Source organism: Pseudomonas sp. MWU12-2037, assembly GCF_023242345.1.
Lineage (GTDB): Bacteria > Pseudomonadota > Gammaproteobacteria > Pseudomonadales > Pseudomonadaceae > Aquipseudomonas > Aquipseudomonas gingeri_D.
Genome location: NZ_JALLIZ010000011.1, coordinates 159658 through 175780, shown reverse-complemented (window position 1 = coordinate 175780; position 16123 = coordinate 159658). Strand labels below are relative to the sequence as shown.

Genomic DNA, 16123 nt, shown 5'->3' with positions numbered 1-16123 from the left:
TAAGCGCCTAAGTACCGGCGCTTTCACCCTGTACAGGCGTCAATAGACAACGGGCCAGCAGGCTCTTCAACTCCTCGAAACGCACCGGCTTGGACAAGGTGTCCGTGACGCCCGCCCCCAGGCACCGCTCGCGTTCGCTGGCCTCGGTCGAGCTGACCAGGGCCAGGATCAGCAGGTCGGCGCCGCCGGGCATCGCCCGCAACTGTCGACAGAGCAATACCTCGTCCGCCGGCTGCGCCGGGCAATCGAGCAACAGCCCATCCACGGCCTGCCCATGCAGGACATCGAGCGCGGCCCGGGCGTCGACCGCGGTGAACACCCGATACCCCAGTTTGAGCAACATGCCCCGCACCACCAACTGGCTGACGGTGTTGTCATCCACCAGCAACAGGGTGCAGTCGTAGGGATAACGCGCCACCGACAGCGCCGAGGGCCGCAGCGCCCGCGGGATCAGCGCCTCGACCTCGACGTCAAGCTGGAAACGGCTGCCCATCCCCGGCTCCGACTGATGGGTGAGGTGACCGCCGAGCAAGTCGATCAACTGCCGACAGATCGCCAGGCCAATCCCCAGGCCGCCATATTCACGGGTCATCGAGCCATCCAGCTGGAAGAACCGTTGATAGAGCGTGGCTTCATCCAGGTCGATAAAACCGATACCGCTGTCGATGACCGCAAACGACAGGGCCCATTGCTGCTCCGCGACCTGCCGACCGCGCACCCGCAACACCAACCCGCCTTCACGGGTGAACTTGATGGCGTTGTCCACCAGGCATTCCAGGCACTGCAGGATTTTCTGCGCGTCGCCATGGAGACTGTCCGGCACGTTGTCGTCCACCTCAATGGCGAAATGCAGCCCCTTGCCCTGGACGCGACCGGCAAACTGCTCCTGCAAACCATCCAGCAGGCGCCGCAGGCCGAACGACTGCGTCGTGACCTTGAGCCGGCCAGCCTGCAACTCGGTCAGGGTCAGGATGCCATTGACCATGCGCATCATGTCCCGTGCGGAACCGGCCGCCGTCTGCTGGTATTGCGCCAGTTCCGAGTCCAGTTCCAGGGTCTGCATCAGTTCCAGGGAGCCAATCACACCATTCATCGGCGTGCGTAGTTCATGGGTGACGGTGGCGAGGAATTCATCCTTGAGCCGGTTACTGTTGGCCAGCTCACGGTTCAGCACTTCCAGCTTCTGCCCGGACTCGAGCAAGGTCTGCGCCTGCTGCTCGCGCATGGTATTGATCCGGTCGGCCAGGGCCAGGGACAATAGCCCGACCTCCAGGGCCGAGCCGATCTGGCTGGCGTACATGGTCAGGAACACGTTCGGCAGGTAGCCCAGCACCATCAGGGTATTGACCAGGCCGCCGAGCAGGAACGCCGACCAGGCGATAATGAAGTAGCGCGCCACCCGCAAGCCGCAATACCAGGCACTGATCCCGGCAACGAAAATAGTCACGGTGAACGCCAGGGCGAGGACGGTCGCCAGACGCAGGGCCAGGGCATAACCGGTCAACAGCGACATCGCCGTGACCACCGCGCTATAGGCCATCAACAGCAGCAACAGCCGGTCCAGCCAGCGACTGTGGGCACCCGTGTGCAGGAAGCTGCGGGTGAACTGACAACCGAAGAAACCCGCCAGGCCGATAAAGAAAGGCGTCGATGCGTTGGCCCACCAGGGGTTGTTCGGCCAGAAATACTGCGCCGCGGCGCCATTGACCGACAGTTGGTAGAAGCCGAACGAGGCGATATAGAAAATGTAGTAGAGGTAGCTGGTGTCGCGCACGCTGAGGTAGATGAACAGGTTGTAGACCAGCATCCCCAGCAGCACACCATAGATCAGCCCCAGGACATACAAACGCACCGGTTCGTCTTCGAGGTAGGCCTGCATCGACCAGAGGGTCAGTGGCGCCTGCATCGAGCCTTCGGTTTGCAGCCGCAGGTAGACGGTCTTGCTTTCGTTGGGAGCGAACGCCAGCTCGAACAGGTAGTTGTTCTGCTTGATCGGCCGGCTGGCGAACGGTAATTCATTACCGGTGCGCTGGGCCAGGCGATAGCTGCCCTTGGCGTCAGGCACATAGAGTTCGATGTGTTTCATCGGCGGATAGGCCAACTCCAGCAACCAGATGCGTCGGGCGCTGGGATCCTTGGGGAGGTAGGTCAGGTCGACCTTGAGCCAGAACGCCGAGAGCGTATAGCCGGCATTCAGCGAGGCCTTGTTGTGCGCATGAAACTGTGGGGCCATGGCGGGCGAGGCGATCTGCGCGATATCGGCCTGGCCGCTCGCGTCTTCGAACACCTGCATGACCCGGCCCAGAGGCAGGCTCTGGGTGGACTCATCAAACTCGACCGCGCTCGCCGACAGCGGCAGCGGCAGCCAGCTCAACAAAATCAGCAGCAAATAGCGCATACAGCCCCAGCATGGCCAATCAAGTCGCGTCAGGAGCCCCCCTTCCCTTTGAGACGACGTGAAACTTCATGACCTGTTATTCGTTTGGATCCACTCTAGCATAGCCACTAATGGCTAAAACACACCATTGAAACATTTTATCCAAAGGCTCTAGAACGGGCGTCCCAGCACAAAACCTGGCTGTATGACCAAGGGTTATCGGCCGCCCTGAAAAAACCTTCAGGGGACAAATTCAACGCCGGGCGGACGATCCCGAAAAAAGCGTTTGGTGGTAAGCTCGCGCTCCATGAATACCTACAGCTCCCGTCCCGTTGTCCTCTGTCTCTCCGGCCACGATCCCAGTGGTGGTGCCGGCCTCCAGGCAGATATCGAAGCCCTGCTCGCCCAGGGTTGCCATGCCGCTCCCGCGGTCACCGCGCTGACCGTGCAAGACACGGTCAATGTCAGTGAATTCCGCGTGCTCGATCGTGAGTGGGTGTTGGCCCAGGCCAATGCCGTACTCAACGACTCGACCGTGGCGGCCGTCAAGCTGGGCATGCTCGGCTCCCTGGAAATGGTCGACACCGTGGTCGAACTGCTCCTGGCGCACCCGCACCTGCCGCTGGTCTGCGACCCGGTGCTGCGCGCCGGCGGCGGCGGCCGCCTGGGCAAGGACGAAGTCGGCTATGCCATGCGCGAACGCCTGCTGCCCTTGGCGACCATTGCCACCCCCAATCTCCCGGAAGCCCGCATCCTCGCCGAATTGCCCGAGGGCGGCGCCGACGAATGCGCGGAAAAACTCCTGCCGTTCTGCCAACACCTGCTGATCACCGGCGGACATGGCGATGAAGACGAAATCCACAACCGCCTGTACAGCCGCGACGGCACCCGCCAGACCTTCAAGTGCCAACGCCTGCCCGGCAGCTACCACGGCTCCGGCTGCACCCTGGCGAGCACCCTGGCCGGACGCCTGGCCCTGGGCGAAGGCCTGGTCAGCGCCGTACAGACCGCGCTGAACTATACCTGGCGGACCTTGCGTGATGCCGAGCAACTGGGCAAAGGCCAGTTCGTACCCCGACGCCTGCCCCTGGATTTCTGCTCGTAACTTTCAGCGCTACCCAACACCCCGAGGCTGACCCGATGAAACTACGCGGCCTGTATGCCATCACCGATAGCCAGTTGCTGGCCGGCAAGTTCCTGTCTTATGTCGAGGCGGCGCTGGAGGGCGGCGTGACCTTGCTGCAATACCGCGACAAAAGCACCGATGAGGCCCGCCGCCTGCGGGAGGCCGAGGCCCTGCGGGTGCTCTGCGAACGCTACAAGACCCGCCTGATCATCAACGACGACGCCGAACTGGCGGCGCGGCTGGGGGTCGGCGTGCACCTGGGGCAGACCGACGGCCCGCTGACGCCGGCCCGCGCGCTGCTCGGCAGCCGGGCCATTATCGGCTCCACCTGCCACGCGCAGCTTGAGCTCGCCGAACAGGCGGCCCGGGAAGGCGCCAGCTATGTCGCTTTCGGGCGCTTCTTCAATTCCACTACCAAGCCCGGTGCACCGGCCGCCGATGTCGCGCTACTGGAGCGCGCCCGCCCGCGGCTGCAACTGCCGATCGCGGTGATCGGCGGCATCACCCTGGACAACGCCGCCCCGCTGGTGGCCCACGGCGCCGACCTGCTGGCGGTGATCCATGGCCTGTTCGGTGCCGACAGCACCCGGGAAGTGACCCGCCGCGCCCAAGCCTTCAATACCCTCTTCACTTCATGACTCCTGAGAGCCTGCCCATGTCTCGTTCCGAAACCCTGTTTGCCAGTGCCCAGAAACACATCCCCGGCGGCGTCAACTCGCCGGTTCGCGCGTTCAAGAGCGTTGGCGGCACCCCGCTGTTCTTCAAGCACGCCGAAGGCGCTTATGTCACTGACGAAGACGACAAGCGTTATGTCGACTACGTCGGTTCCTGGGGCCCGATGATCCTCGGCCACAGCCACCCGGACGTGCTCGATGCCGTGCGCAAGCAGCTGGAACACGGCTTGTCCTACGGCGCGCCGACCGCCATGGAAACCGAGATGGCCGACTTGGTCTGCGCGATCGTGCCGTCGATGGAAATGGTCCGCATGGTCAGCTCCGGCACCGAGGCGACCATGAGCGCCATCCGCCTGGCCCGTGGTTTCACCGGCCGTGACAGCATCATCAAGTTCGAAGGCTGCTACCACGGCCACTCCGACAGCCTGCTGGTCAAGGCCGGCTCCGGCGCCCTGACCCAGGGCGTGCCGAGCTCGGCCGGTGTCCCGGCGGACTTCGCCAAACACACCCTGACCCTGCCATTCAACGACATCAATGCCGTCGAGAAGATGCTCGGCGAAGTCGGCCAGCAAGTCGCCTGCATCATCGTCGAGCCCGTGGCTGGCAATATGAACTGCGTGCCGCCGGCGCCAGGTTTCCTCGAAGGCCTGCGGACCCTGTGCGACCAGCACGGCGTGGTGCTGATTTTCGACGAAGTGATGACCGGTTTCCGCGTTGCCCTCGGCGGCGCCCAGGCCCATTACGGCGTCAAGCCGGACCTGAGCACCTTCGGCAAGATCATCGGCGGCGGCATGCCGGTGGGCTGCTTCGGCGGCAAGCGCGAGATCATGTCCTGCATCGCCCCGCTGGGCCCGGTCTACCAGGCCGGGACCTTGTCGGGTAACCCGCTGGCCATGGCCGCCGGCCTGACCACCCTGCGCCTGATCAGCCGCCCGGGCTTCCACGCCGAACTGAGCGACTACACCAGCCGCCTGCTCCAGGGCCTGCAGGAGCGCGCCGACGCGGCCGGCATCCCGTTCGTGACCACCCAGGCCGGCGGCATGTTCGGCCTGTACTTCAGCGGTGCCGACGACATCGTCACCTTCGACGACGTGATGTCCAGCGACGCCGAACGCTTCAAGCGCTTCTTCCACCTGATGCTCGACGGCGGCGTGTACCTGGCGCCCAGTGCCTTCGAAGCCGGCTTTACCTCCATCGCCCATGGCGAAACCGAGTTGAAGCTGACGTTGGATGCAGCTGAAAAAGCTTTTGCCGCACTGAAGTAACCGATGTCCCCGACGTCGGTTTCAGCCGACGTCGGTTTTCCCGCCTAAACTTACCCAGTTTCCTACCGCCCTCTGTGCAGATACTTGCAAAACAAGGCCATATAGCGCCCGCGCAGCAGAAAAACGAGTAAAGACTTTGTAAGGTGGCCCCCGCTTATTTCATAATGCGCGCCATAGTCATCCCCTGGCCGGGTCCGCCCGCCCTTCAGAGGTACGTCGATTCCCATGAACCGCACCGGCCGCGCCCTTGCCTTGGGCTGCCTGTTGCTCCTTCAGCCGCTGCTGGCCTATGCAGGCGGTAACTCGTTGTTGATCCCGGCGATGGGCCGTTGCACCCTCAACTCCCAGCCACAGGACCTCGCCGAGGCCCTGGCCGCCTGCGAAGAAGCGGCAAAGAGCGGCGATGCCCAGGCACAATACGAGTTGGGCGCGTTCTATCACGACGAGAAAAACCCGCAACACGACCTCAACAAGGCCCTGAGTCATTTCGAACAGGCGTCCCTGCAAGGTCACGCCCAGGCGCAATACCAGCTCGGCATCATGTTCTACAAGGGTGAGGGTGTGCCGGCCAACAACGTCCAGGCCTATATCGTGCTGAAGATGGCAGCGGTCAACGGCGCAGAGGATGCGCTGGACACGGCGGATGAGGTCGCGGCGCAGATGCCCCGTGACCAGTTGGAGATGGCGACCCAGGTGCTGGGGCAGATTTTCCGCAAGTACCTGCTGGAATTGCAGACGGCTGACGGCCGTACACCGTTCTCGCCGCTGCCCTGAGCCTTATTTGTCGGGCATCGGCATCGGGAATGGCATCACGTTGCTCATCCCCCTCGCCTCGCTGATCTTCGGCGTACCCAGGCGCTCGACCTCGTCGATGCGCACGATCGAATGCATCGGCACGAAACTGCGCACCACGCCTTCGAACTGGGCCTTGAGCTTTTCCTCGCCGGGATCGACCACCAGTTGCGTGCGCTCGCCAAAGACAAATTCTTCGACTTCCAGGAAGCCCCACAGATCGCTCTGATAGATCTGCTTGGCGTACATTTCGAACACCTGGCCCTGGTTGAGGAAAATCACCTTGTAGATGGGGGCTTCACGTTTGGTCATGGTGGGCGGGCAACACATCGGGGGATAAAAAAGAGGGCGCGAACTATAGCATAGCCGCCGAACGCACAGCGCTAGGAAGCAAGCGCGATGACCACTATAATGCGCGGTTCTTTGAACCACCTGATGAAACTCCATGGCCAAGAAGCTTTACATCGAAACCCACGGTTGCCAGATGAACGAGTACGACAGCTCGCGCATGGTCGATCTGCTGGGCGAACACCAGGCCCTGGAAGTCACCGCCCGCGCCGAAGACGCGGACGTCATCCTGCTCAACACCTGCTCGATCCGCGAGCGTGCCCAGGACCGGGTCTACTCCCAGCTGGGCCGCTGGCGCGAACTGAAACTGGCGAACCCGGAGATGGTGATCGCCGTCGGCGGCTGCGTCGCCAGCCAGGAAGGCGCCGCCATTCGCGACCGCGCGCCCTATGTCGACGTGGTCTTCGGCCCGCAGACCCTGCACCGTCTGCCGGAAATGATCGACGCCGCGCGCCTGACCAGGCTGCCGCAAGTGGACGTTTCGTTCCCGGAAATCGAAAAGTTCGACCACCTGCCCGAACCGCGCATCGACGGCCCAAGCGCCTATGTCTCGGTGATGGAAGGCTGCAGCAAGTACTGCACCTTCTGTGTGGTGCCCTACACCCGTGGCGAAGAAGTCAGCCGACCGTTCGACGACGTGATCGCCGAGATCATCCACCTGGCAGAACACGGCGTGCGCGAAGTGACCCTGCTGGGACAGAACGTCAACGGCTATCGCGGCACCACCCATGACGGCCGCCTGGCGGACCTGGCGGAGCTGATCCGCGTGGTCGCCGCCGTCGACGGTATCGAGCGGATCCGCTACACCACCTCGCACCCGCTGGAGTTCTCCGACAGCCTGATCCAGGCCCACGCCGAGGTTCCGCAGCTGGTCAAGCACCTGCACCTGCCGGTGCAGTCGGGCTCGGACCGGATTCTTTCGGCGATGAAACGCAACCACACGGCACTGGAATACAAGTCCAAGCTGCGCAAATTGCGCGCCGCCGTGCCGGGCATCTGCATCAGCTCGGACTTTATCGTCGGCTTCCCCGGCGAAACCGAGAAAGACTTCCAGCAGACCATGAAACTGATCGAAGACGTCGGTTTCGACTTCTCCTATTCGTTCGTCTACAGCCAGCGCCCCGGTACGCCTGCGGCGGATTTGCCGGACGAAACCTCGGAAGCGGTGAAGAAAGAGCGCCTCAACGCCCTGCAACATCGCCTGAACCAGCAGGGATTCGAGATCAGCCGACAAATGGTCGGTACGATCCAGCGCATCCTGGTGACCGATTATTCGAAGAAAGACCCCGGAGAATTGCAGGGCCGCACCGAGAATAACCGTATCGTCAACTTCCGCTGCGACAATCCCCAGCAGATCGGGCAGTTTATCGACGTGCACATCGATGCGGCACAACCCCATTCACTGCGCGGCTCGATGCTGCAATGAGAGCTTTCACCCCCGGGCTGCTAGCGTTATCCTTGATTTCATCTCAATTGCCGTCGGGCGGCTAAAAACGACCTTGAACGCACCCATCGAACCTCATCGTTTCATCCTCGAGCCTTTCGAGGCTCGCCGCTTCGCCAATCTGTGCGGGCAGTTCGACGAGCATTTGCGCTTGATCGAACAACGCCTGGCCATCGAGATCCGCAATCGCGGCAATCAGTTCGAACTGATCGGCGAACCCAAGCTCACCTCCTCCGCGGAAAACCTGCTGCGCCGCCTGTACCGGGAAACCAAGGGTACCGAGCTGTCGCCGGACATGGTCCACCTGTTCCTGCAGGAATCGGGCGACGAAGACCTGCGCAACAACCCGGTGGCCGAAGCCAGCGTGGCCCTGCGCACCAAGAAAGGCATGATTCGCCCCCGCGGCCTGAATCAGCAGCTCTACGTGAAGGAAATCCTCGGCAACGACATCAACTTCGGCATAGGCCCGGCCGGTACCGGCAAGACCTACCTGGCCGTGGCCTGCGCCGTGGATGCCCTGGAGCGCGAGCAGATACGCCGCATCCTGCTGGTGCGCCCGGCGGTCGAAGCCGGTGAAAAACTCGGCTTCCTGCCCGGCGACCTGGCCCAGAAGATCGACCCGTACCTGCGCCCGCTCTACGACGCCCTGTATGAAATGCTCGGCTTCGAATACGTGGCCAAGCTGATCGAACGCCAGGTCATCGAGGTCGCGCCGCTGGCCTACATGCGTGGCCGGACCCTGAACAACAGCTTTATCATCCTCGACGAAAGCCAGAACACCACCGTCGAACAGATGAAAATGTTCCTGACCCGTATCGGCTTCGGCTCCACGGCGGTGATCACCGGCGACATCACCCAGGTCGACCTGCCCAAGGGCACGAAATCCGGGCTGGCCCACGTGATCAAGGTCCTCAAGGACGTACCGGGCATCAGCTTCACCCATTTCATGCCCAAGGACGTGGTCCGCCACCCGTTGGTGCAGCGGATTGTCGAAGCCTACGAGCGCTTTGAAAACAGTGCCGAAGCAGACACCCAGGGTGCCCGCCGCGATGCTTGAGCTTGATCTGCAACGGGCCTCTGACGCCCCCGCTCCGACCGACGCCGAGTTTCGCCGCTGGTGCGAACTGGCCCTGCGCCAGCGCACGGCCGACTCCGAGCTGACCATCCGCCTGGTGGATGAAGCCGAAGGCCGCGAGCTCAACCACACCTGGCGGCACAAGGACTACGCGACCAACGTGCTGTCCTTTCCCGCCGACGTACCGGACGAATTGCTGGATATCCCGCTGCTGGGCGATCTGGTGATCTGCATTCCGGTGGTCGCGCGTGAAGCCGGCGAACAAGGCAAGGCACTGGAGGCCCATTGGGCCCATCTGGTCATTCACGGCTGCCTGCATCTATTGGGCTACGACCACATAGATGACGAGGAAGCCGAGGAAATGGAAGCACTGGAACGAACGTTGCTTGCCGAATTGGGTCATCCCGACCCCTATATCGATGATGAACACTGATCACTCCACCACCAAGGGATACGAGTAAATCGCTATGAGCGAAGATCGATCGAGCAACGGGCAGAAGTCCTGGCTGGGTAAACTGACCCAGGCTTTTGCCCATGAGCCGAAAAACCGCCAGGAGCTGCTGGAGCTCCTGCGCGAAGCCCACCAGAACAAATTGCTGGACAGCGAAGCGCTGGCCATCGTCGAAGGCGCCATCCAGGTCGCAGACCTGCAGGTCCGGGACATCATGGTCCCGCGCTCGCAGATGATCAGCATCAAGGCGACCCAGACACCCCGCGAATTCCTCCCGTCGGTCATCAACGCCGCGCACTCACGCTACCCGGTGATCGGCGAAAGCCATGACGATGTCATGGGTGTGTTGCTGGCCAAGGACCTGTTGCCGCTGGTGCTGCAGGAAAACGGCGACGCCTTCAACATCAGGGACCTGCTGCGCCCGGCGACCTTCGTCCCCGAGTCCAAGCGCCTGAACGTGCTGTTGCGCGAGTTCCGCGCCAACCATAATCACATGGCCATCGTCATCGACGAGTACGGCGGCGTGGCGGGCCTGGTGACCATCGAGGACGTGCTGGAACAGATCGTCGGCGATATCGAGGACGAGCACGATGTCGAGGAAGACAGCTACATCAAGCCCCTGCCCAGTGGCGACTTCCTGATCAAGGCGCTGACGCCGATCGAGAACTTCAACGAGTTCTTCGACAGCGAATTCTCCGATGATGAGTTCGACACCGTTGGCGGCCTGGTGATGAGTGCGTTCGGGCACCTGCCCAAGCGTAATGAAATCACCGAAATCGGCGCGTATCGTTTCCGCATCCTGAATGCCGACAGCCGTCGCATCCACCTGATCCGCCTGACCCCCATTAGCCGCTAAGGATTCACATGCTGCGCTTAACCCGCCCCGGCTGGCCCGGTAATCTGCTGGCCGTGGTGGCCGGCGCACTGACCACCCTGGCCCTGGCGCCGTACGATATCTGGCCCTTGGCGTTGCTGGCGGTGGGTGTGTTCTACGCCGGCCTGCGCGAGCTGTCGCCGCGCCAGGCACTGGGGCGCGGCTGGTGCTTCGGGTTCGGCCTGTTCGGCGCCGGTACCAGCTGGATCTACGTGAGTATCCATACCTACGGCGATGCTTCGATGTTGCTGGCGGGTTTCCTGATGCTCGCATTCACCGCGGCCATTGCCTGGTTCTTTGCCCTGCCCGCCTGGCTCTGGGCACGCTGGATACGCCGCAACGAAGCGCCGCTGGCCGATGCCCTGGCCTTCGCCGCCTTGTGGGTGGGCCAGGAAGCCTTTCGCGGCTGGTTCCTGACCGGTTTCCCCTGGCTTTATTCCGGCTACAGCCAGCTCGACGGCCCGCTGGCGGGGCTCGCGCCGCTGGGTGGCATCTGGTTGATCTCCTTTGCCCTGGCCCTGACCGCGGCGCTGCTGTACAACGCCCGCCGACTGCTCCAGGCCGGACGCATGGGCTTTATCGCCGTGGGTGTGGTGCTGCTGCTCGGTCCCTGGGTGGCGGGGATCGCGCTCAAGCATCACGCCTGGACCAGCCCGGCGGGCGAACCGCTGACGGTGGCGGCGGTGCAGGGCAATATCGAGCAAAGCATGAAGTGGGATCCTGCACAGGTCGATGCCCAGTTGGCGCTATACCGCGACCTGAGCTTTCGTTCCAAGCGCGTGGACCTGCTGGTCTGGCCGGAAACCGCCGTGCCGATACTGAAGGAGTCGGCCGAGGGTTACCTGGCGATGATGGGCCGCTTTGCCGCGGACCGGCATTCGGCGCTGATCACCGGCGTACCGATCCGCCAGGTGGTGGACAACGAGAAGCGCTACTACAACGGCATCACCGTGACCGGCGAAGGTGATGGCACCTATCTGAAGCAGAAGCTGGTGCCGTTTGGTGAATATGTGCCGCTGCAGGAGCTGCTGCGTGGGTTGATCGACTTCTTCAACCTGCCGATGTCCGACTTCGCCCGTGGCCCGGCTGACCAGCCGCTGTTGCAGGCCAAGGGTTACCAGGTCGCCCCGTTCATCTGCTACGAAGTGGTCTACCCGGAGTTCGCCGCCAGCCTGTCGGCGCGCAGCGACCTGCTGTTGACCATCAGCAACGACACCTGGTTCGGCACCTCGATCGGCCCCTTGCAGCATCTGCAAATGGCCCAGATGCGTGCCCTGGAAGCCGGACGCTGGATGATTCGGGCGACCAACAACGGTGTCACCGGCTTGATCAACCCATTTGGCGAGATCACCACGCGCATCCCGCAGTTCGAACAGGGCATCCTGTACGGCGAAGTGGTGCCGATGCACGAGCTGACGCCTTACCTGCAGTGGCGTTCGTGGCCGCTGATCATCCTGTGTGGCTTGCTGTTCGGCTGGGCCTTGCTGGCCAACCGCATTGCCAAGACGGTCTGAACCCGACCAAACACCGCATAACCTTGTAGGAGCAGGGCTTGCCCGCGAAGGCGGCCTCAAGACCGCTGAAAGCTTCGCGGGCAAGCCCTGCTCCTACAAGGTTCGGTGTTTTCTTCAATACTGCGATCTAACGGTAGAACAGTCTGTATCCCACCTGCCCCACCGCTTCATTGATCAACTGCCCACTGCGCCAGATCGCCTTGAACTCCGGCATCCAGCCTCCTGCCGGCCTCGCATTGTCCTGCCCGAAAAAGCCCACCGGCGCCGGCACCACGGTAAAGCCGGCCTTTTCAAAGCTCCACATCGCCCGCGACATATGCGCGGCATGGGTCACCACCACCACGCGCTTGATCCCCAGCGGTGCCAGCAGCTCATAACTGAACTGGGCATTTTCCCAGGTCGTGGTGCTGCGCCCTTCTTGCCAACGCACCGCCACGTCGAAATCACTCTGCATCGACGCCGCCATCAACGCCGCCTCACTCGGCGGCGTACCGTAGTGCAGACCACCACTGGTCAGCACCGGCAACCCCGAAGCCTTCGCCAACCGCGCTGCATAACGCTGGCGCTCCAGACCGATGCCGGTCGGCTGATCGTCGCCCCACGCCGGATCACCGCGCTCACGCCCCGACCCCAACACCACAATGGCATCGGCCCGCTGCGCCAGCCCCGCCCACTCACTGCGCTCAAGCGGCGGCACCGTCTCCAGTGCCCGCGCGCCCCACTCCACCACCACCGGCAGGCTCATCAACCAGAACCCGCCCAGGCCAAGTGCAAAACACACACCCGCCAGGCGCGGCCGAGTGCGTCGAAACCACCAGGCGCACAACAGCAACAGCAACAGAAGGCCGGGAGGCATGAACAATTGTTTAAGGATGTAACGAACAGGCATCGGGCACCTCCAGAAGATGCCCGAAGCCTAAGTGCATCGGGGTCAATCAACAACCTCTGGAACACTGACTTCAAACCGAAGCCAGGTTAGCGACAGACAACAGCACGCCGCCGGGCGAACCTTACTTGACCCCCGCGGACTTGAACTTCGCCGAACCGGGATTGGGCATTTTGTCTTTCAACCAGATGATCTCGGCCGAACGGGGTGGCACCTTGTACTCCAAAACGGAAAACGGCACAGGCACATCCTGCCCACTGAGATCCAGATAGGCCCTGATCAATTCAAACTCGGCATGGCTCAAGCCACGCAACTCCAACTCGGCGGGCCGCTCATCACGCAAGCGCGCCGCCGTACTGGCTGCGTCCAGGGCATGCCCCAGACGGACGATCAAACGTTCGTACAACTCGGGTTTCATGACATATCGCTGCGACTCCACCATCCGCTCACCTCATTGAAGATAAGAATCACTCCCCCTCTTCCAAGCTTAGCGGTGTCCGGCAAACCAGCCGACCGCCGCGACCAACGGCTTGGGCGGTGCAATCAGGGTTTCCCTCGATAGAGCGGCGTCATGTATGCTACGGCGCTTCCTGTAACTCCACTTCCAGCACCGCCTGACGGATGCGTTGAAGAGGATTAGGCCACCCTTTCCAGTACAAGTAGCCATGCACGAACACTATCAGCCCCGTGAAATCGAAAACGCCGCCCAATCGTTCTGGGATGCGCAAAAGTCCTTTGAAGTCAGTGAACAGCCAGGCAAGGAGACGTACTACTGCCTGTCGATGTTCCCTTACCCCAGCGGCAAGCTACACATGGGGCACGTGCGCAACTACACCATTGGTGACGTGATCGCGCGTTATCAGCGCATGCAAGGCAAGAACGTCCTGCAACCCATGGGTTGGGACGCCTTCGGCATGCCGGCGGAAAACGCCGCGATGAAGAACAATGTCGCACCGGCCAAGTGGACCTACGAAAACATCGCCTACATGAAGACCCAGCTGCGCAGCCTGGGCCTGGCGGTGGACTGGTCCCGCGAAGTGACCACCTGCAAGCCGGATTACTACCGTTGGGAACAATGGCTGTTCACCCGCTTGTTCGAAAAAGGCGTGATCTACCGCAAGAACGGTACCGTCAACTGGGACCCGGTGGACCAGACCGTACTGGCCAACGAGCAAGTGATCGACGGCCGCGGCTGGCGTTCCGGCGCGCTGATCGAAAAGCGCGAAATCCCGATGTACTACTTCAAGATCACCGCCTACGCCGATGAGCTGCTGGAAGGCCTCGACGAACTGCCGGGCTGGCCTGAACAGGTCAAGACCATGCAGCGCAACTGGATCGGCAAGTCCCGTGGCATGGAAGTCCAGTTCCCGTACCACGTCGACTCCATCGGCGAAGCCGGCAGCCTGAAAGTCTTCACCACCCGTCCGGACACCCTGATGGGCGCGACCTACGTCGCCGTGGCCGCCGAGCATCCGCTGGCGAGCCTGGCCGCGCGCAACAACCCCGAGCTGCAGGCGTTCATCGCCGAATGCAAGGGCGGCAGCGTCGCCGAAGCCGACGTCGCCACCCAGGAAAAGAAAGGCCTGCCGACCGGCCTGTTCGTCGAGCACCCGCTGACCGGCGAGCAACTGCCGGTGTGGGTTGCCAACTACGTGCTGATGCACTACGGCGACGGTGCCGTCATGGCCGTACCGGCCCACGACGAGCGTGATTTCGAGTTTGCCCACAAGTACAACCTGCCGATCAAGTCGGTGGTGCGCACCAGCTCGGGAGATACCACCCCGGCACCGTGGCAGGACGCCTACGCCGAACATGGTAGCCTGATCAATTCCGGCGAGTTCGACGGTCTGGACTTCGCCGGCGCCTTCGACGCCATGGAAGTCGCGCTGATCAAGAAAAACCTCGGCACCTCGCGCACCCAGTTCCGCCTGCGCGACTGGGGCATCAGCCGCCAGCGCTACTGGGGCTGCCCGATCCCGATCATCCACTGCGACACCTGCGGTGACGTGCCGGTCCCGGAAGACCAGCTGCCGGTCGTACTGCCGGAAGACGTGGTGCCGGACGGCGCCGGTTCGCCACTGGCGCGCATGCCCGAGTTCTACGAGTGCAGCTGCCCGAAATGCGGCGCACCGGCCAAGCGTGAAACCGACACCATGGACACTTTCGTCGAGTCGTCCTGGTACTACGCCCGCTACGCCTCGCCGCACTACGAGGGTGGCCTGGTCGACCCGAAAGCCGCCGACCACTGGCTGCCGGTGGATCAGTACATCGGCGGTATCGAACACGCGATCCTGCACCTGCTCTACGCGCGCTTCTTCCACAAGTTGATGCGCGACGAAGGGCTGGTCAGTTCCAACGAGCCGTTCAAGAACCTGTTGACCCAGGGCATGGTGGTCGCCGAGACCTACTACCGTCGCGAAGCCAACGGCGGCTACACCTGGTTCAACCCGGCGGACGTCGAACTCGAGCGCGACAGCAAGGCCAAGATCATTGGCGCCAAGCTGATCAGCGATGGCCTGCCGGTGGAAATCGGCGGCACCGAGAAGATGGCCAAGTCGAAAAACAACGGCGTCGATCCACAGTCGATGATCGAGCAGTATGGCGCCGACACCTGCCGCCTGTTCATGATGTTCGCCTCGCCGCCCGACATGAGCCTGGAATGGTCCGACTCAGGCGTCGAAGGCTCGCACCGCTTCCTCAAGCGCGTCTGGCGCCTGGCTCAGGCCCATGTGACCCAGGGCCTGCCGGGCAAGCTGGAGCTGGCAACACTGAGCGATGAGCAGAAAGTCATTCGTCGCTCGATCCACCTGGCGATCAAGCAAGCCAGCCAGGATGTCGGCCAGCACCACAAATTCAACACCGCCATCGCCCAGGTGATGACGCTGATGAACGTGCTGGAAAAAGCCCCGCAAGGCACCGCGCAGGAGCGAGCCCTGGTCCAGGAAGGTCTGGAAACCGTGGCCCTGTTGCTGGCCCCGATCACCCCGCACATCAGCCACGAGCTGTGGAACCGCCTGGGGCACGATGGCGCCATCATCGATGCCGGCTGGCCGGTGCTGGATGACAGCGCGCTGGTCCAGGACAGCCTGCAACTGGTGATCCAGGTCAACGGCAAGCTGCGTGGCCAGATCGACATGCCGGCCAGCGCCAGCCGTGAAGAAATCGAAGCGGCGGCGCGGATCAACGAAAACGTACTGCGCTTCACCGATGGACTGACGATTCGTAAAGTGATCGTCGTGCCCGGCAAACTGGTCAATATTGTCGCCAGCTGAACAGGATCGGGCGCCTGCTGTTGCG

General features: G+C 62.6%; 14 protein-coding genes. 10 read left to right on the top strand and 4 right to left on the bottom strand.

Features of this window, described 5'->3' with window-relative positions; genetic code table 11:
• Positions 1–7 precede the first annotated feature (7 nt).
• Positions 8–2398 carry a hybrid sensor histidine kinase/response regulator gene (locus M5B42_RS20930; RefSeq protein ID WP_248746879.1) on the bottom strand — a complete coding sequence of 797 codons (2391 nt, stop codon included), beginning with the start codon at positions 2396–2398 and terminating at the stop codon, positions 8–10.
• A 286-nt stretch (positions 2399–2684) separates the two neighbouring features.
• On the opposite strand from M5B42_RS20930, the gene M5B42_RS20925 reads away from it, so the two are divergent.
• The 4 genes from M5B42_RS20925 (at position 2685) to M5B42_RS20910 (ending at position 6216) form a co-directional block, all read left to right on the top strand.
• A complete protein-coding gene (locus tag M5B42_RS20925; RefSeq protein WP_248746878.1) occupies positions 2685–3482 on the top strand; it encodes a hydroxymethylpyrimidine/phosphomethylpyrimidine kinase in 798 nt (265 codons plus the stop codon).
• 35 nt (positions 3483–3517) lie between these two features.
• A complete protein-coding gene (gene thiE / locus M5B42_RS20920) occupies positions 3518–4141 on the top strand; it encodes a thiamine phosphate synthase (protein WP_248746877.1) in 624 nt (207 codons plus the stop codon).
• A gap of 17 nt (positions 4142–4158) precedes the next feature.
• A complete protein-coding gene (gene hemL / locus M5B42_RS20915) occupies positions 4159–5442 on the top strand; it encodes a glutamate-1-semialdehyde 2,1-aminomutase (protein ID WP_103495830.1) in 1284 nt (427 codons plus the stop codon).
• A gap of 225 nt (positions 5443–5667) precedes the next feature.
• Entirely contained in the window at positions 5668–6216 is a 549-nt protein-coding gene (locus tag M5B42_RS20910) for an SEL1-like repeat protein (RefSeq protein WP_177099276.1), read from the top strand.
• 3 nt (positions 6217–6219) lie between these two features.
• Here the strand turns inward: M5B42_RS20910 and M5B42_RS20905 are convergent, their stop codons facing one another.
• Entirely contained in the window at positions 6220–6546 is a 327-nt protein-coding gene (locus tag M5B42_RS20905; protein ID WP_103495828.1) for a DUF1820 family protein, read from the bottom strand.
• A 133-nt stretch (positions 6547–6679) separates the two neighbouring features.
• On the opposite strand from M5B42_RS20905, the gene miaB reads away from it, so the two are divergent.
• The 5 genes from miaB (at position 6680) to lnt (ending at position 11940) form a co-directional block, all read left to right on the top strand.
• On the top strand, positions 6680–8008 hold the full coding sequence (miaB, locus tag M5B42_RS20900; RefSeq protein WP_103495827.1) for a tRNA (N6-isopentenyl adenosine(37)-C2)-methylthiotransferase MiaB: 1329 nt from the start codon (positions 6680–6682) through the stop codon (positions 8006–8008).
• A gap of 73 nt (positions 8009–8081) precedes the next feature.
• Positions 8082–9083 (top strand): PhoH family protein, encoded by a 1002-nt coding sequence (locus M5B42_RS20895; RefSeq protein ID WP_152741744.1) that lies wholly within the window; start codon positions 8082–8084, stop codon positions 9081–9083.
• Positions 9076–9534: an rRNA maturation RNase YbeY gene (gene ybeY / locus M5B42_RS20890; protein ID WP_103495825.1), complete on the top strand. Its 459-nt coding sequence runs from the start codon at positions 9076–9078 to the stop codon at positions 9532–9534. The genes M5B42_RS20895 and ybeY overlap by 8 nt, the downstream gene beginning before the upstream one ends.
• Positions 9535–9568: 34 nt before the next feature.
• Complete coding sequence (locus M5B42_RS20885; protein WP_103495824.1) at positions 9569–10408, top strand: HlyC/CorC family transporter; 840 nt, start codon at positions 9569–9571, stop codon at positions 10406–10408.
• A gap of 8 nt (positions 10409–10416) precedes the next feature.
• Positions 10417–11940 carry an apolipoprotein N-acyltransferase gene (lnt, locus tag M5B42_RS20880; RefSeq protein ID WP_248746876.1) on the top strand — a complete coding sequence of 508 codons (1524 nt, stop codon included), beginning with the start codon at positions 10417–10419 and terminating at the stop codon, positions 11938–11940.
• 127 nt (positions 11941–12067) lie between these two features.
• Here lnt and M5B42_RS20875 read toward each other — a convergent pair whose 3' ends face one another.
• Both M5B42_RS20875 and M5B42_RS20870 read right to left on the bottom strand, forming a co-directional pair.
• Positions 12068–12829, bottom strand: coding sequence for a YdcF family protein (locus M5B42_RS20875; RefSeq protein WP_152741743.1), 762 nt, complete (start codon positions 12827–12829; stop codon positions 12068–12070).
• Positions 12830–12950: 121 nt separating this feature from the next.
• Complete coding sequence (locus M5B42_RS20870) at positions 12951–13268, bottom strand: hypothetical protein (protein ID WP_152741742.1); 318 nt, start codon at positions 13266–13268, stop codon at positions 12951–12953.
• Between the two features lie 223 nt (positions 13269–13491).
• On the opposite strand from M5B42_RS20870, the gene leuS reads away from it, so the two are divergent.
• Positions 13492–16098, top strand: coding sequence for a leucine--tRNA ligase (gene leuS, locus M5B42_RS20865; RefSeq protein WP_248746875.1), 2607 nt, complete (start codon positions 13492–13494; stop codon positions 16096–16098).
• Positions 16099–16123: the final 25 nt, after the last annotated feature.

Excerpts from the sequence above, each read along its gene's own strand:
- M5B42_RS20930 (WP_248746879.1), bottom strand. The coding sequence starts at position 2,398 with ATGCGCTATTTGCTGCTGATTTTGTTGAGCTGGCTGCCGCTGCCGCTG.
- M5B42_RS20925 (WP_248746878.1), top strand. The coding sequence starts at position 2,685 with ATGAATACCTACAGCTCCCGTCCCGTTGTCCTCTGTCTCTCCGGCCAC.
- thiE (WP_248746877.1), top strand. The coding sequence starts at position 3,518 with ATGAAACTACGCGGCCTGTATGCCATCACCGATAGCCAGTTGCTGGCC.
- hemL (WP_103495830.1), top strand. The coding sequence starts at position 4,159 with ATGTCTCGTTCCGAAACCCTGTTTGCCAGTGCCCAGAAACACATCCCC.
- M5B42_RS20910 (WP_177099276.1), top strand. The coding sequence starts at position 5,668 with ATGAACCGCACCGGCCGCGCCCTTGCCTTGGGCTGCCTGTTGCTCCTT.
- M5B42_RS20905 (WP_103495828.1), bottom strand. The coding sequence starts at position 6,546 with ATGACCAAACGTGAAGCCCCCATCTACAAGGTGATTTTCCTCAACCAG.
- miaB (WP_103495827.1), top strand. The coding sequence starts at position 6,680 with ATGGCCAAGAAGCTTTACATCGAAACCCACGGTTGCCAGATGAACGAG.
- ybeY (WP_103495825.1), top strand. The coding sequence starts at position 9,076 with ATGCTTGAGCTTGATCTGCAACGGGCCTCTGACGCCCCCGCTCCGACC.
- M5B42_RS20885 (WP_103495824.1), top strand. The coding sequence starts at position 9,569 with ATGAGCGAAGATCGATCGAGCAACGGGCAGAAGTCCTGGCTGGGTAAA.
- lnt (WP_248746876.1), top strand. The coding sequence starts at position 10,417 with ATGCTGCGCTTAACCCGCCCCGGCTGGCCCGGTAATCTGCTGGCCGTG.
- M5B42_RS20875 (WP_152741743.1), bottom strand. The coding sequence starts at position 12,829 with ATGCCTGTTCGTTACATCCTTAAACAATTGTTCATGCCTCCCGGCCTT.
- M5B42_RS20870 (WP_152741742.1), bottom strand. The coding sequence starts at position 13,268 with ATGGTGGAGTCGCAGCGATATGTCATGAAACCCGAGTTGTACGAACGT.
- leuS (WP_248746875.1), top strand. The coding sequence starts at position 13,492 with ATGCACGAACACTATCAGCCCCGTGAAATCGAAAACGCCGCCCAATCG.